Source organism: Umezawaea tangerina (assembly GCF_003002815.1).
In the GTDB taxonomy this organism is placed as follows: Bacteria; Actinomycetota; Actinomycetes; order Mycobacteriales; family Pseudonocardiaceae; genus Umezawaea; species Umezawaea tangerina.
This window is the reverse complement of record NZ_PVTF01000014.1, coordinates 293,367-307,244: the sequence shown is the minus strand read 5'-3', so window position 1 is coordinate 307,244 and position 13,878 is coordinate 293,367. Positions and strand designations below refer to the sequence as shown.

Annotated in this window: 18 protein-coding genes and 1 tRNA gene; 14 read left to right on the top strand and 5 right to left on the bottom strand. The window is 68.9% G+C overall.

Going from position 1 to position 13,878, the window contains the following annotated elements; genetic code table 11:
- Positions 1-45 precede the first annotated feature (45 nt).
- From CLV43_RS38595 to CLV43_RS38585, 3 genes are all read left to right on the top strand, one after another.
- On the top strand, positions 46-528 hold the full coding sequence (locus CLV43_RS38595) for a helix-turn-helix domain-containing protein (protein WP_106194035.1): 483 nt from the start codon (positions 46-48) through the stop codon (positions 526-528).
- Positions 529-674: 146 nt separating this feature from the next.
- Entirely contained in the window at positions 675-1,859 is a 1,185-nt protein-coding gene (locus CLV43_RS38590; RefSeq protein ID WP_106193956.1) for a MurT ligase domain-containing protein, read from the top strand.
- A complete protein-coding gene (locus CLV43_RS38585) occupies positions 1,852-2,574 on the top strand; it encodes a type 1 glutamine amidotransferase (protein WP_106193955.1) in 723 nt (240 codons plus the stop codon). Before CLV43_RS38590 ends, CLV43_RS38585 begins: the two co-directional genes overlap by 8 nt.
- A 63-nt stretch (positions 2,575-2,637) precedes the next feature.
- On the opposite strand, the gene CLV43_RS38580 is transcribed toward CLV43_RS38585, so the two are convergent.
- Entirely contained in the window at positions 2,638-4,119 is a 1,482-nt protein-coding gene (locus CLV43_RS38580) for a flavin-containing monooxygenase (protein ID WP_106193953.1), read from the bottom strand.
- 115 nt (positions 4,120-4,234) lie between these two features.
- Between CLV43_RS38580 and CLV43_RS38575 the strand changes: the two genes are divergently transcribed.
- The 5 genes from CLV43_RS38575 (at position 4,235) to CLV43_RS38555 (ending at position 7,625) form a co-directional block, all read left to right on the top strand.
- Positions 4,235-4,813: a TetR/AcrR family transcriptional regulator gene (locus CLV43_RS38575; RefSeq protein WP_106194033.1), complete on the top strand. Its 579-nt coding sequence runs from the start codon at positions 4,235-4,237 to the stop codon at positions 4,811-4,813.
- 142 nt (positions 4,814-4,955) lie between these two features.
- The gene (locus CLV43_RS38570; RefSeq protein ID WP_245887282.1) at positions 4,956-5,573 is read left to right on the top strand and encodes a TetR/AcrR family transcriptional regulator; all 618 of its coding nucleotides are present in this window, start codon (positions 4,956-4,958) and stop codon (positions 5,571-5,573) included.
- Positions 5,574-5,729: 156 nt separating this feature from the next.
- Complete coding sequence (locus CLV43_RS38565) at positions 5,730-6,374, top strand: Crp/Fnr family transcriptional regulator (protein ID WP_146175084.1); 645 nt, start codon at positions 5,730-5,732, stop codon at positions 6,372-6,374.
- A gap of 226 nt (positions 6,375-6,600) precedes the next feature.
- The gene (locus CLV43_RS38560; RefSeq protein ID WP_106193948.1) at positions 6,601-7,125 is read left to right on the top strand and encodes a hypothetical protein; all 525 of its coding nucleotides are present in this window, start codon (positions 6,601-6,603) and stop codon (positions 7,123-7,125) included.
- A complete protein-coding gene (locus tag CLV43_RS38555; RefSeq protein ID WP_106193947.1) occupies positions 7,095-7,625 on the top strand; it encodes a Pycsar system effector family protein in 531 nt (176 codons plus the stop codon). The genes CLV43_RS38560 and CLV43_RS38555 overlap by 31 nt, the downstream gene beginning before the upstream one ends.
- Positions 7,626-7,721: 96 nt before the next feature.
- On the opposite strand, the gene CLV43_RS38550 is transcribed toward CLV43_RS38555, so the two are convergent.
- On the bottom strand, positions 7,722-7,943 hold the full coding sequence (locus tag CLV43_RS38550; protein ID WP_106193945.1) for a DUF3618 domain-containing protein: 222 nt from the start codon (positions 7,941-7,943) through the stop codon (positions 7,722-7,724).
- 82 nt (positions 7,944-8,025) lie between these two features.
- On the opposite strand from CLV43_RS38550, the gene CLV43_RS38545 reads away from it, so the two are divergent.
- Positions 8,026-8,099, top strand: a tRNA-Leu gene (locus CLV43_RS38545).
- Between the two features lie 512 nt (positions 8,100-8,611).
- Here the strand turns inward: CLV43_RS38545 and CLV43_RS38540 are convergent.
- Both CLV43_RS38540 and CLV43_RS38535 read right to left on the bottom strand, forming a co-directional pair.
- The gene (locus CLV43_RS38540; RefSeq protein ID WP_106193944.1) at positions 8,612-8,806 is read right to left on the bottom strand and encodes a DUF397 domain-containing protein; all 195 of its coding nucleotides are present in this window, start codon (positions 8,804-8,806) and stop codon (positions 8,612-8,614) included.
- Between the two features lie 24 nt (positions 8,807-8,830).
- Positions 8,831-9,715, bottom strand: a complete 885-nt coding sequence (locus tag CLV43_RS38535) for a helix-turn-helix domain-containing protein (protein ID WP_170156203.1) — start codon at positions 9,713-9,715, stop codon at positions 8,831-8,833.
- Between the two features lie 234 nt (positions 9,716-9,949).
- Between CLV43_RS38535 and CLV43_RS38530 the strand changes: the two genes are divergently transcribed.
- Genes CLV43_RS38530 through CLV43_RS38520 form a run of 3 tightly spaced genes read left to right on the top strand, consistent with a single transcriptional unit; the run spans position 9,950 to position 10,679 of the window.
- On the top strand, positions 9,950-10,150 hold the full coding sequence (locus CLV43_RS38530; RefSeq protein WP_106193941.1) for a hypothetical protein: 201 nt from the start codon (positions 9,950-9,952) through the stop codon (positions 10,148-10,150).
- Positions 10,147-10,476 carry a hypothetical protein gene (locus tag CLV43_RS38525; RefSeq protein ID WP_106193939.1) on the top strand — a complete coding sequence of 110 codons (330 nt, stop codon included), beginning with the start codon at positions 10,147-10,149 and terminating at the stop codon, positions 10,474-10,476. Before CLV43_RS38530 ends, CLV43_RS38525 begins: the two co-directional genes overlap by 4 nt.
- Positions 10,473-10,679, top strand: a complete 207-nt coding sequence (locus tag CLV43_RS38520; RefSeq protein WP_106193938.1) for a hypothetical protein — start codon at positions 10,473-10,475, stop codon at positions 10,677-10,679. Before CLV43_RS38525 ends, CLV43_RS38520 begins: the two co-directional genes overlap by 4 nt.
- A gap of 698 nt (positions 10,680-11,377) precedes the next feature.
- On the opposite strand, the gene CLV43_RS38515 is transcribed toward CLV43_RS38520, so the two are convergent.
- The gene (locus tag CLV43_RS38515; protein WP_211304755.1) at positions 11,378-11,662 is read right to left on the bottom strand and encodes a hypothetical protein; all 285 of its coding nucleotides are present in this window, start codon (positions 11,660-11,662) and stop codon (positions 11,378-11,380) included.
- 57 nt (positions 11,663-11,719) lie between these two features.
- Between CLV43_RS38515 and CLV43_RS38510 the strand changes: the two genes are divergently transcribed.
- Together CLV43_RS38510 and CLV43_RS38505 are read left to right on the top strand one after the other, a co-directional pair.
- A complete protein-coding gene (locus tag CLV43_RS38510) occupies positions 11,720-12,946 on the top strand; it encodes a T4 RnlA family RNA ligase (RefSeq protein WP_245887290.1) in 1,227 nt (408 codons plus the stop codon).
- Entirely contained in the window at positions 12,943-13,851 is a 909-nt protein-coding gene (locus CLV43_RS38505) for a phosphatase domain-containing protein (protein WP_106193934.1), read from the top strand. Before CLV43_RS38510 ends, CLV43_RS38505 begins: the two co-directional genes overlap by 4 nt.
- The last annotated feature ends 27 nt before the right edge of the window (positions 13,852-13,878 follow it).

Sequence of the window (13,878 nt, the reverse complement as noted above, 5' to 3'; positions counted from 1 at the left end):
GCGTTGGGGCCGAACACCCCACGTGGACAGGTGGAGGAAGTGACGGTGCAGATCGACACAGCGGCGTACCAGCGCGTGCTCGGCGATGAGCTCCGCAGCCTTCGCAAGCAGCGCGGATGGACCCGCAAGGAGCTGAACAGCAGGTTGCAGAGCGAGATCTCGCTGCAGACGCTGGCGACCTACGAGCTCGGCACCCGGCAGGTGTCGGTCGTGCGACTGGTCGAGATCTGCGCCGCGTTGGCCGTGCCCGCGCACGAGGTGTTGGCGAGGGTGCACGAGCGCGTGTTCGGCGACACCCCCACGGGACACCTCTCGCTGAACCTGGTGGCGGTGGTGGCCGACGAGCGGCCCGAGCTGCAGCCGCTGCGGCGGTGGGCGCAGGGACGGCTCCAGGCGCTGCCGATGGGGCAGAGCCCGCAGGTGCACCTCGATCTGCCCGCGCTCGAGTACATGGCCCAGTTGTGCCAGCTCAGCACGGTCGAGCTGATCCGCGCGCTGCGTGATCTGGGCGGGACCGCGCGGAGGTAGCCGGGCGTCCCGCTAGACTCGCCGCCGTGACCAGGGGCGCGCCCGTTCCAAATGCAGGAAGTCGCTTGCCTAACAACGGTAATGAAGATCCAGCCTCCCCAGCCCGTCTGCCTTTGCGGACCGCGGCTGCCGTGCGCTTGGGCAACATGAGTTCGAAGCTGTCCCAGAAGATGGGGCTCGGCGCAGGCGGCATGATCGGCGGCCGGGTGGCGTTGAAGCTGGACCCGCAGGCGCTCCGGCGCCTGACGACCGGCAGACGGGTCGCCCTGGTGACCGGTACCAACGGCAAGACCACCAGCACGATGATGCTCAGCCGTGCCGTCACGGCGCTGGGCGAGGTGGCCACCAACCACAGCGGCGCCAACATGCCCGACGGGCACGTGACCGCGCTGAGCAAGCAGCCCGACGCGCCGTACGCGGTGCTGGAGGTCGACGAGGGGTACTTCCCCGCCGTCGCCGCGGCCGCCCAGCCGGACGTCGTGGTGCTGCTGAACCTCAGCCGGGACCAGCTCGACCGGGTCGGCGAGGTGCGCACCATCGAGCGCTCCCTGCGCGACACGATCGCCAGGCTGCGCGGCTGCACGGTGATCGCCAACTGCGACGACATCATGGTGACGTCGGCGGCCAAGGACGCCCACCGCGTCGTGTGGGTCGCCACCGGCACCGGCTGGCACCACGACTCGGCCTCGTGCCCACGCTGCGGCGAGCCGATCCGCTGGCAGGGCGAGCACTGGCAGTGCAGCACCTGCGACCTGGCCCGGCCCAAGCCGGACTGGGTGACCACCGACGGGTTCCTGATCGCGCCCAACGCGAGCAAGGTCGCCCTGTCGCTGCGGCTGCCCGGCAAGTTCAACCAGGCCAACGCGGTGATGGCCACGGCCGCCGCCGCGGCGCTCGGCGTGCAGATCGAGGAAGCCGTCCGGCGGCTGCGCGGCGTGTCCAACGTGGCGGGCCGGTACCGGATGATCCAGCGCAGCGGGCACACCGCCCGGCTGCTGCTGTCCAAGAACCCGGCGGGCTGGAGCGAGACGCTGACCGTGGTCAAGGAGTCCGACCACCCGGCCGTGCTGGTGATCAACGCCAACGAGGCCGACGGCCGCGACCTGTCGTGGCTGTGGGACGTGCCGTTCGAACGGCTCCGCGGCCGCACCGTCATCGCCTCGGGCGAGCGCGCCACCGACCTGGCCGTCCGCCTGACCTACGCCGAGGTGGAGCACAAGATCGTGCCCGACCCGCTGCTGGCCATCGACGCCCTGCCCGAAGGGGCGGTCGAGGTCATCGCGAACTACACGGCGTTCCGCGACCTGAACGCGAGGTCCGCAAGTGAGTGACTCGACCGTCCGCATCGCACTCGTGCTGCCCGACCTGCTGGGCACCTACGGGGACTTCGGCAACGCCGTCGTGCTGGACAAGCGGCTGGCGTGGCGCGGGATCTCCTCGGAGATCATCTCGGTGAACTTCGGCGAGGCCGTGCCGGACTCGTGCGACATCTACGTCGTGGGCGGTGGCGAGGACACGGCGCAGACGCTGGCCGTGCGCCACCTCCGCGACAACCCCGGCCTGCAGCGGGCCGCCGCGCGCGGGGCCGTGGTGCTCGGCGTGTGCGCCGGGATCCAGATCTTCGGCGAGAAGTTCACCCGCGCCGACGACGTGACGCACCCCGGCCTCGGGCTGATCGACTCGGTGTCCTACGCGGGCGGGTCGCGGGCGATCGGCGAGGTGCTCGCCAAGCCCGCCAACGGCCTGTTCGAGGGCTTCCTGACGGGGTTCGAGAACCACCAGGGGCGCACCGAGCTCGGCCCGGCCGCTCAGCCGCTCGCGCACGTGACCGTGGGGACCGGCAACGACGGGAAGGTGGAGGGCGCGGTGCAGGGCAAGATCCTGTGCACGTACCTGCACGGGCCCGTGCTGCCGCGCAACCCGCAGATCGCCGACCTGCTGATCGAGTGGGCCACCGGCGTGAAGCTGTCGCCGCTGGACCTGCCCGCCGTCACCCGGCTGCGGGCCGAGCGCTCGAAGGCCGCGGGGCAGCGCGCCGACGCCTGATCCTCGCTCCGCGACAACGGGAAGGGGGCGCGTCCACGTCGGACGCGCCCCCTTCCCGTTGTCTCAGACCGGCACGCGCGCCTTCCTGGTCAGCACGAAGTCGTCGGCGCGGACCTTCCTGGTCCGCATCCAGTACCGCCAGGTGAACCCCGGCCAGATCGTCCGGTTCACGCCCTGCGCGTCGAGGTACCAGCTCTGGCAGCCGCCCTCGGTCCACACCCCGCGGCTGAGCTTGTGCTGGATCTCCTCGTTGAACCGCCGCTGCACCTCGGGCCGCACCTCCAGCTCGTCGGCCTTGGCGAGCATCGCGAGGCACTGCGACACGTACTTGATCTGCGACTCGGCCATGAACACCACGGAGTTGTGCCCCAGCCCGGTGTTCGGGCCCAGCAGGAAGAAGAAGTTCGGGAAGCCGGACACGGTGATCCCGAAGTGGCTCTGGATCCCCTGGACCTCCCACTCCTCCGCCAGGTCGCGCCCGTCCTTGCCGGTGACGGACAGGTACCCGAACGCGTCGATCACGTGGAACCCGGTGCCGTAGATGATCGCGTCCACCGGCCGTTCCACACCCGCGGCGTCCACCACGGACGTCTCCCGCACCTCCGCGATGCCCTCGGTGACCAGGTCGACGTTCGGCCGCGACAGCGCCGGGTAGTAGTCGTTGGAGATGAGCACCCGCTTGCAGCCCATCGTGTAGTCCGGGGTGAGCTTGCGGCGCAGCTCGGGGTCCGGCACCTGGTGCCGCATGTGCCTGCGCGCGATGCCCTGGGCCAGCTTCATGATCTTCGGGTTCACCGCGAACCCCAGCGCGGTCGACTCCCGCATCCAGTAGACGGCGTCGCGGAACAGGCGCTGGGCGAACGGCACCCGCTTGAACAGCCGGCGCTCGCGCTCGCTGATGGGGCGGTCGGCCTTCGGCATGATCCACGGGGGCGTGCGCTGGAACAGCGACAGCCGCCCGACCCGGTCGGCGATCTTCGGCACGAACTGGATCGCGCTCGCCCCGGTGCCGACGACGGCGACGCTCTTGCCCGTGAGGTCGTAGTCCTGGTCCCACCGGGCGGAGTGGAAGACCTTGCCCCGGAACCGCTCCACGCCCGGCAGCACCGGCACGTTCGGGATGTGCAGCGCGCCGACGCCCATCACGAGCGCCTTGGCGGTGAACGTGTCCCCGCCCGCGGTGTCGACGTGCCAGACCTTCGCGTCCTCGTCCCAGCGCGCCGCGCTGAACTCGGTGTCGAACCGGATGTGCCGCCGCAGGTCGTACTTGTCGGCCACGCCCTGGAGGTACGCCCAGATCTCGGGCTGCTCGGCGAAGGCCCGCGACCAGTTCGGGTTCAGCTCGAACGAGTAGGAGTACATGTGGGACTGCACGTCGCACGCGCAGCCGGGGTACCGGTTGTCCCGCCAGGTGCCGCCGAGGTCGGAGGCCTTCTCCAGGACGACGAAGTCGTCCCGGCCCGTGCGCTTGAGCTCGATCGCCATGCCGAGGCCGGAGAATCCCGTGCCCACGACCAGTACTTCGGTGTCCCGGTGCGTGCCCATCAGTGCGCAACCTCCGCGGTCCGGCTATGTACTCGCCGGTAGGTTACTCGAAGTAAGTTACTAGCGGTAGTACCCTTCCGCCGTGACCAGCATCCAGCCCACGCGCAGGCGCCGCATGCCCAAGGCCGAGCGCAAGGCGCAGATGCTCGACGTCGCCGAGGTCGTCTTCGCCGAACAGGGCTACCTCGCCACGTCCATGGACGAGATCGCCCTGCGGGTCGGGGTCTCCAAGCCGATGCTCTACGAGTACTTCGGGTCCAAGGAGGGGCTGCTGATCGGGTGCATCCACCGGGCGCGGACCGAGCTGCGGACCAAGACCGAGGAGGCCATCGCGGGCGCCGAGGGGCCGGAGGAGCTGCTGCGCCGCGGGCTGCTGGCGTTCTTCGAGTTCATCGTGGACCACCGGCGGTCGTGGGCCCTGCTGCGGCAGGAGGCAGCGGTCACGGTGCCGTCGGCGGTGGAGGAGGTCGAGGGGATCCGGACGCAGCAGACGGCGTTGATCGGCGCGGTGATCGCGGGGGTCTCGCCCGACCTGGAACCGCTGGAGGCGGAGGCCTTCGCGGAGATCGTGGTGGGCTCCTGCGAGCGGCTGGCGCTGTGGTGCGAACGGCGGCCCGAGGTCGGGCCCGCGCTCGCCGTGGACTACGTGATGGACGTGGTGTGGCGCGGGGTCGCCGGACGGCTGGCGGGCTGAGCCCCGGCCCGATCCGCCGTCCGGGGACAGCGGTTGGTCCAGTCGTGTTCGGATCGTGTTCGGGAGCCGTGGATAGCGGCCTGCACGCGGTCGGACACGCCTAGGATGTTTCAACCGTGCACGTGCAGATGAGGAAGGCGGCTTGATTTTGGCTACACCGGCGTACAGCGAGGAGCCCCGCTCTCCCCAGCGCGGCAGGCCGCGCGACGCGAGCAGGGACGACGCTCTGCGCCAAGCCGCGCTCGAGGTCATGGCGGAGGTCGGCTACCGCGCCCTGACGATGGACGCCGTGGCCGCAAGGGCCCGCGCGGGCAAGGCGACGATCTACCGCCGCTGGGAGTCCAAGCTCGACCTGGTGATCGACACCTGCACCCAGCTGGCGAGCCAGAACCTGGCCACGCCCGACACCGGGTCGCTGGCCGAGGACCTGCGGGAGTTCCTGAACTCGTTCGCCGCGTTCCTGTCCGGCCCGATCGGCAAGGCCGCGCAGGCCCTCGTCGGCGAGCTGCCGCACGAGCCGGAGCTGGCGGCGGCGTTCCGGGAGACGTTCCTGATCTCCCAGCGGGACGTGCTGCGCGGCATCCTGGAACGCGCGAGCGAGCGCGGCGAGATCCGCCCGCACGCGCCGCTGGGCATGACCGTGGAGCTGGCGGGCGCGGCCCTGATCTACCGGCTGATGCTGACCGGCGACCCGCTGGACCGGCCGTTCGTGGACCGCGTGGTGGACCAGGTCCTGATGCCGCTGGTCGGCGCCCAGTAGGTACCGGTAGGTACCGTTTTTGCGGACACTTCCGGGAGTATTCGACAGTAGTCTCCTAATCGCGCGGGAATAACTACGCGATCAGGGGAGGCTGCCATAGTCCAGCCGCCGTCCCACAATTCCTCCGAATGGCCGATCACGACCCTGCTGGGCCAATTGGACGACGCGACCCGTAAAAAGATGCTCAGGCTCGGCACCCGTCTTTCCCATGAGGACGGCTTCCGCATCCTGGCGCAGGGCAACCAGGACGGCCACGTGGTGGTCCTGCTCAGCGGCGTGGTCAAGGTGGTCGCCGCGGGCGAGAACGGCGACGTCGCGCTCCTCGCGATCCGGGTCGGCGGCGACGTGGTCGGCGAGCTTGCCGCCTACGACGGGAACCCGCGCTCGGCCGACGTGATCGCCTGCGGCGAGGTCGTCGCGCGGTCCGTCCCCCGCGCCGCGTGGACCCGGTTCGTCGAGCACACCCCCAAGGTGCACGCCCCGTTGCTGCGGATGGGGAGCGAGCGCTTCCGGTGGGCTGACCAGCGGCGGGTCGAGTTCGTCGCGAACGGGTCGTACTCCAGGGTGGCCCGCGTGCTGGTGGAGCTGGCCAAGACCTGCGGGTGCCCGACCGACGCGCGCTGCACCCTGCCGTTCGCGCTCACCCCCGTGGAGCTGGGCTCCCTCGCGGGGATCAAGGGGCGGACGGCCGAACGGCACCTGAGCGCGTTGAAGAGCGCGGGTCTGCTGGTGAGCGGTTCCGGCCAGACCGTGCTGCCGAACGTGGCGGCGCTGCGGGCCGTAGCAGAGTCCGGCCGGTAGCGAACCGCCAAAGTGCGGAGCCATGCGGTCCCCGACGCACCATGGTGGACCTCGTCAGCGCGGCCGCCAGTACGGGTCCGGCGGACTCGAAAAGAAACTAACATCGGATCGCGAACCGGAATACGCAATTCTCGTAGGCGCACCACGTCGAAGGAGTACGCAGCTTTCCATGGACGAGAACTTGACCCACCACTCGTTAGTCATCGCCGACATAGCGGGTTACGGAATGAGGTCCGACGAGGACCAGAGGTGGCTGCGCAAGGAGTTGTACACGGTTCTCGAGACCGCGATGGCCGCTTCCGGGATCGACTGGCCGCACGACATGACCCAGGACCGGGGCGACAGCATCATCCTGCTCATCCCGGCGACGGTGCCGAAGAGGAGGATCACCGAACGGCTGGTGCACAACCTGGAGCGCGAGCTCGACCGGCACGCCCGCCGCAGCACCGCGCCCGTGCGGATGAAGCTGCGGCTCGCCCTGCACGCCGGGGAGGTCGCCAGGGACGGCCGGGGCTGGATCGGCCGCGACCTCAACACCGCGTGCAGGCTCGTCGACCTGCCCGCGGGCCGCGAGGCCCTGGCCGCCGCCCCCGAGGCGAACCTCGCCGTCGTGGTCTCCGACTCCTGGTACCGCGGCGTCGTGTTCCAGGACCCGGTGCTCGTCGAGCACTTCGCGTTCCGGCGGGTCCCGTTCGTGGTCAAGGAAGTCGACGACCACGCGTGGATCCACGTGCCGCGGACGACGTCGTGAAGCGGGTCGTCCGGCGGCGGGCCGACACCCTCGCGGAGGCGCAGTTCGCGATCGCCCAGTTCAGCGGGTGGGTCACGAACGCCGACACGAAGGCGGGCCTGCTGGCGACCGCCACCACGATCCTCGGCGGCGCGCTGGTGGGCCAGCGGACGGCCATCCGCGCGTCGTTCACCCCCGACTCGTGGCGGGAGTGGGCGCTGGCCGCGGTGCTGGTGTGGACGCTGGCGGCGGTGGTGACCACCGCGGTGGCGCTGACCGCGGCGTTGCGGCCACGGGTCGTCGCGCGCGGGCACTCGCGCTTCTCGTGGCCGACGGTGGCGGCCACCCCGGTGCACGAGCTGCTCGCGGCGGACCGGCGGACCGCCGCCCGCGAGGCCTGGCGGGCCGCGCACGACCTGGCCGTGATCGCGCGGATGAAGTTCCGCTGGCTGCGCCTCGCACTGCTCGCGTGGGCCAACGGGGCCACGGGGCTGTTCGTCTGGTTCCTGCTGTCGCCGTGAGCTGTGGACGTGAGCTGTCGTCGTGAACTCTCGCCGTGAGCTGTCGTCGTGAGCCGGAGGTCCAGCGGGCCGGGGTGGCCCGCTGGACCCGAGCGGTCAGCGGAACAGCTTGCGCACGACCAGGAGACCGACGACGACGCCCACCGCGATGAGCGCGTACTTGACCTTCGGATCGTCGAACTTGGCGCGCACGGTGGCCTTGCCCTCGTCGACGAAGCGCTGGGGGTTCGCCCTCGTACCCAGCTCGTCCAGGGTCGTGGCCAACGCGTCGCGAGCCTGCTCGATCTCACGCTGGATGGTGTCGGGATCGCGAGCCACATGTCCTCCTGTCAGCGGTGCCCTAGGGCTTGCCCCACCGTAGTTGGTCAGCGGCGGGAGCGTGTCGATAGGCTTACCCAAGGGGGTCGTAGCCCAATTGGCAGAGGCACACGGTTTAGGTCCGTGCCAGTGAGAGTTCGAGTCTCTCCGGCCCCACGTTAGGCCGCTGGCCAGCAGCGGAACCCGCGCCGCCGATCTCAGGATCGGCGGCGCGGGGCAAACGTGGGACATAGGGTCCCCTAAGCCTGCTGGCGCACCAGCCAGCGACGCACCGGGGAAGCCAACCACTAACAGGGCGTCACGAATCCGATAGCTCCCAGTTAGCGGAGTTTGTGCCTGGTTAACCCGTTTGCTGGGTAGCCTCCCGCGCATGGCAACCGACGACGAGAGTTCGGAGATCAGGAACCTGCGCCTCATCACGTGCCTGGACGACGAAGGCAACGAGATCAACATCGGCGCTGGAGTACGGGACGGCCTGGTTGCCGTCATCGGCCCACCCAGGGGCGCGGCGTTCCTCACTGACCGTCAGGTCAGGGAGTTCCGAGGGATCGTCTCCGCAGCTGCCCTGTCGGCCGCAAACGCCCCAGGCTGGGGCAGCAGTGCGGTAGAACAAGCGGCGGAGGCCGCGCCCAACAGCCGTGGGCGCGGCCTCCGACACGCGAACAGGGCTAGTCGCCCATCTTGATGTTGTTCAGGAAACTCACCAGGCTGGCCCGGCGAAATTCCAGCACCGGCCCGCGAGGATCTTTCGAATCGCGGACTCCACTAACCGTCGAGCACATTGCGATCTCGACACACTGACCACCACTGCCGCCGGTGCGGCTGGACTTCCGCCATACCGCCGTTCTCAGTTCAGGGGACATCGTCCCAGCCTCTCGCTTGCTGCGTCACGGTTGCTCCGCGACTGTAGCGAGCAGAGTGACCGAGTCACCCGGCGAGAGGGCGACGGTATTGAGCATGTCCTCGAACGCGTCCTCGAACTCCGACACACGAGCAGCATCCTCAATGAGCACGCCGTCGAGCATATGTTCGAGGTAGACAACAGGATTTCTACGCCCAGCCGGGTCAAGGATGCTGAACGCGAACGACTGGGAGCGGTACACGGCCGGGCCATTGGGAATCACACGAATGTCGGCTCGGCCGGATGTGGACAACTCGATCAGGTGTTCGATCTGTCCACGCATGAGTTCCGGGCCACCGATCCCACTCCGCAATCCGGCCTCCGGGATCGCGATCGTCAGGGACACCGGCGAGGGACCGTTCAGCCGAGCCTTCCGCGCCATGCGCGCACGCACCAGCTGCTCGACCTGGGCAGGCCGCCTTCCACCCTCGCCTGCGATGAGCGCGCGTGCGTAGTCCTCGGTCTGCGCCAAGCCGTGCACCAGCAGCGGGTTGTAGGTGCGGACGCGGACCGCCGTCTCCTCCAGCTGGAAGAACCTCTTCAGCCGCGGCGACACCGCCGCCGACCACGGTGCTGGCGACCGGCGCTTCTTCGCCTTCTCCGCGAGAGCCTCGAGGTGCTCGCGTCGTGCACCCCGGACGTCGTAGAAGTCCAGCAGGATCGACATCTCCACCGCGGAGAGAGCAGTCCGACCACGCTCGGACGACCCGATCTTGTCGACGGAGCAGCGGAGGACTTCCGCCGCACTTTCGCGCGTCAGGCCCCGTTCCTCTCGGATGGCCTGCAGCCTCGCGCCGACCTCGACCTTGAAGTCGGACGCCGTCACCGAGGCGTCGGTCTCTGTGACGCCGGAGTTGTCGTAGTCGCTCATCGGTGTCCTTCCGTGATCAAGCCTCAGTCTGCCGGACACGGCGAGCGACGGCTGCTCACCCGGTTGGGCGTCTCGCCAAACTGTCATGCGCCAACGTAGGCTGACAACTGCGGAACGGCCCCCCGGCACGCCGGGTGGCGCCTTCAGCCCCGCCGCCTCGCGCTATGCGTCCGGTTGCACGCTCGCTAAAGCGCGAGGCGGTACGGGGGATCGCAAGTGCGACGGAGGTCACGGATGCACGAGATCCACAGCCAGGAGCTCATGGACTGCCGGAGCGTCGACGGCAGGCGATCCAAAGTCGGCGCCGGACGAGTCGAAGGTGGCGGTGTCGCAGTGGTCCAGCACGCCCCCGAAGTCCTGCTCTCCCCAGCCGAGGCCGCGCACTTCGTCGCGTTGATCCGGTCGGCCGCACGCAAGGACACGGCATCGTCGTGATCGTCGCAACGGCGATGGCGATCGCCCGCATCATCGTCTTCGACCCAGCGCTACTCGCGTTCGTCGCGCTGACGACCGTCGTCGCCGCCGCCGGGTTTCGCCTTGTACCGCAGTACGAGCAGCGCGTCGCGGAACGACACCACCAGCGAGCGCTGTCCACTTTCCTCGGGCTGATGTCCGCCCCGGAGCACCACCCCGTCCGATCTCCGTCCAGCCGCTACACCCCCGCGTCAACGGCCGGACGGCACAAGGCGGTGGCCCTGCCCCTCTCCCCCATCGAGGTCAGGGCCACCGCTCCCCAGAGTCACCGGAGCACAGCAGCATGAGCGAGAACAACAGTCTTCACATCGCCAAGCCGTTCGTCCCGGACGTCCTCCAGTGCATGCATCACTTCAACGTCGTGATGAGACTGCTGGTCACCAACGAACAAACGACCGCAGACCTCTACCTGGCGTCCATCAAGACGGACCACGGCGAGAAGGTCTACGCAACCGTCATGCGGATGATCGAGGCCGCCCACGATGGGTGAGAGGCGCGTAGCTGAGCTGACCGTGGCAGACCTCCTCGCCAAGGCAGCAGCCGAAGATTGGCCAACAAGCGCACTCTCACCTCGCTCCCAACAGTCCATTGTGGATGATGAGCCGACCGAAGAGATCGCTTTGGTGCGGCCCTACTACGCCGCCCTGGAACAACGTCGCCCCACTAGCGGATCAGCCTGACGGCTGCACAACGACGGAGACAGTGGCGCAGTGAAAGAAGCCGACGACACCTGTACCTGCACGTGGCGAATCTTCCTCGGTCTGGGCCGAGTACGAAAGCCAGACCCGAACTGTCCTGAACACAAAGGAAGTTGACCAATGAAGCCGCAGTCACAGATCCAGTACTGGAACCCGCTGGGCCGACCACTGAGCTGGGAACAGCACAAGCCGCGCACCTCGCCGACCTCGCCCGGCACGGGCGGTCCGACCGGGCCGAAGCCACCGACCAAACCGCCGGCCAGATAGTCACGGCTGGCTACCAGTCCAACACCCGTACACGATGCCAGCGGTACGACCGGACGTTGACGGCACACGGAGACGCACCCCAAGAGCTAAGGCACCAGGATCTGGTGCCCACATAAGGCTCCTCCCACGGGAGCCGCGGAACGGGGCCCTCCGGATAAGGCCTCCGGAGGGTTCCGCTCCGCCCATGATCACGACGACGTGGCTTACCTCGAACCCACTGCGTTCACCCCGGCGCCCCGCTCGGCCCCGACCCAGGGGCGGGTGGGGCGCCGTCGCGTCCACCCTCGACTCCAGCGGCACGCAGGATTCGCCGGATGTGCTCACGGGTGTATCCACTTTTCTGTCCTGCCTTGCGGGCAGCGGCATCGACCGTCCGCACGATCTCCGACGGCTTCGTCTGCTCGCGCGCCGCTTGCGCGATCGCGCTGGCCAGCTCCTCGCGGCGCTTCTCCAGCGCCGCCTCGGCGCGGTAGAAGGCGCTTGCGGCCGCCTCCAGGTCGGAGCTCATGCGCCGATCATGTCACACCGCCAGTGGCCTCACCATGTGGCATTATCCGGCTTGACGGTGCCACACCATGAGGCAACACTATGTGGCATTCGCAGGCCGAAGGAGACGCACGTGACGAAGCTTGGTGACCTGTTTGACCAGGGACTACTCGGCGAGATGATCCGTGAGGGGTACGTGCGGGTGCAGCAGCATCCGATGCTCCCGCTCTCGATCTTCAACTACACCGTGGAGGCCCAGTACGGCCGCGCGTGGAACGCGGTCACCACCACGTGCCGAGGTCTGATCGTCGACAGCGACACCGGCGAGATCGTCGCTCGACCGTTCGGGAAGTTCTTCAACTACGGCGATCCCACGGCGGGTGACCTCGACTTGCGTACGCCGGTGATCGCGAGCGACAAGGCAGACGGGTCGCTCGGCATCCTGTACCCGGTGCCCGGTGGGTGGGCAGTCGCCACGCGAGGCTCGTTCACCAGCGACCAAGCCCGGCACGCCACCGCGTTGTTCAACGAGCGGTACGCGGGCAGGTGGGTGCCACCCGAGGGCGTCACCGTGCTGTTCGAGATCGTGTACCCGGCGAACCGGATCGTCCTGGACTACGGCGAGCTGGACGACCTGGTCCTGCTCGGCGCAATCGACACCGACACCGGCGTCACCGCGAACGCCTTGCTCACAGCCGACTGGCCGGGCCCGCGCGTCCAGGTCTTCCCGTACGCCAGCCTCGCCGAAGCTCTCGCCGCCGCCCCGCGGCCGAACTCCGAAGGTCTCGTGGTGCGGTTTCTGCACAACGACCAGCGGGTGAAGATCAAGCAGGCTGATTACCTCCAGCTGCACAAGGTCCTCACCACTTGCTCAGCACGGCGGCTGTGGGAGTTCCTCGCCGTCAACGCCTGCCCGGCCCCGGCCGATGCCAATCGGCAGTGGTACGCCACCCAGCTTCACCTCGACCCGGCCGACGCCGAGCGCATCCGCACCATCGGCCCCGACTGGCTGAGCACCGTGCTTGACGGGGTACCCGACGAGTTCTTCCAGTGGGTACACGCACGCCTCACCGAGCTAACTGGCGCGGTGGAGTCGCTCCGCGCCGAGATCACGGCCACCTGCGAGCAGATGCGGGTCCAGACGGGGGGCGACCGGAAAGCTTTCGCTGCCCTTGCGAGGCCGCACAAGCACTTCGGCGCGATCTTCCGCCTCGCCGACGGGCAGTCGATCGACACCTACCTCTGGCGGACGACGTGCCCCGAGCACGAGCTGCCCTTCATGACCCTGTCGGAGGACGCATCATGACCCGGCTCATCGTCACCCGCGGCTTGCCCGCCAGCGGGAAGACCACGGAAGCCAAGCGGCTGCTCGGCGAAGCCGAGCCCGGCTCGCTCGTGCGGGTCAACCGCGACGACCTGCGGGACCTGATGCACGGACGCGGCTACCACCTGCACGTCACCGAGAAGCAGGTGTCGCTCGCGCAGCGCGCCTCGGTCGAAGCGCTACTGCGGTCCGGTGTGGACGTCATCGTCGACGACACCAACCTCCGCGTCCGCTACCTCCGAGCGTGGGTCGACCTCGCGACGAAGCTCGGCGCCGAGCTGGAGGTGCGCGACTTCACCGACGTCGACGTCGAGGAGTGCGTCCGCCGCGACCGCGACCGCGCCCGGCCGGTCGGTGAGGAGGTGATCCGGAAGGCTCACAGCCGGTTCCTGGCAGGGCAGGCACTTCCGCTCCCCGTACCGACGCCGAGAACGACGGCGATCGGGCGGCCGTACGTGGCCAACTCGGCGTTGCCCGCCACGGTGATGGTGGACGTCGACGGCACCGTCGCGCTGCACGCCGGGGTGCGGGAGCCGTTCGACACGAGCCGCTATCACCTCGACGTGCCGAACCATCCGGTGATCGCCGCGGTCAACAGCATGTACCTCGCCGGGCACCTGCTGGTGTTCTGCTCCGGCCGCGACGACACCTACCGGGACGTCACCGAGGAGTGGCTCGGTGAGCACGTGCAGATCCCGTACGCCGGGCTGTTCATGCGGCCCGCTGGCGACCGGCGCCGCGACGACGTGGTGAAGCTCGAGCTGTTCGACCGACACATTCGCGACCAGTACGCGGTGACGTGCGTGTTCGACGACCGTGACCGGGTTGTCAGGGCCTGGCGGTCGATCGGCCTCACCGTGATGCAGGTGGCAGAAGGCGCCTTCTAATCCTCAACCGGTGTCCACCGACCAACT

Excerpts from the sequence above, each read along its gene's own strand:
- CLV43_RS38590 (WP_106193956.1), top strand. The coding sequence starts at position 675 with ATGAGTTCGAAGCTGTCCCAGAAGATGGGGCTCGGCGCAGGCGGCATG.
- CLV43_RS38580 (WP_106193953.1), bottom strand. The coding sequence starts at position 4,119 with ATGGGCACGCACCGGGACACCGAAGTACTGGTCGTGGGCACGGGATTC.
- CLV43_RS38575 (WP_106194033.1), top strand. The coding sequence starts at position 4,235 with ATGCCCAAGGCCGAGCGCAAGGCGCAGATGCTCGACGTCGCCGAGGTC.
- CLV43_RS38560 (WP_106193948.1), top strand. The coding sequence starts at position 6,601 with ATGAGGTCCGACGAGGACCAGAGGTGGCTGCGCAAGGAGTTGTACACG.
- CLV43_RS38540 (WP_106193944.1), bottom strand. The coding sequence starts at position 8,806 with ATGTCCCCTGAACTGAGAACGGCGGTATGGCGGAAGTCCAGCCGCACC.
- CLV43_RS38535 (WP_170156203.1), bottom strand. The coding sequence starts at position 9,715 with ATGAGCGACTACGACAACTCCGGCGTCACAGAGACCGACGCCTCGGTG.
- CLV43_RS38530 (WP_106193941.1), top strand. The coding sequence starts at position 9,950 with ATGCACGAGATCCACAGCCAGGAGCTCATGGACTGCCGGAGCGTCGAC.
- CLV43_RS38520 (WP_106193938.1), top strand. The coding sequence starts at position 10,473 with ATGAGCGAGAACAACAGTCTTCACATCGCCAAGCCGTTCGTCCCGGAC.
- CLV43_RS38515 (WP_211304755.1), bottom strand. The coding sequence starts at position 11,662 with ATGAGCTCCGACCTGGAGGCGGCCGCAAGCGCCTTCTACCGCGCCGAG.
- CLV43_RS38505 (WP_106193934.1), top strand. The coding sequence starts at position 12,943 with ATGACCCGGCTCATCGTCACCCGCGGCTTGCCCGCCAGCGGGAAGACC.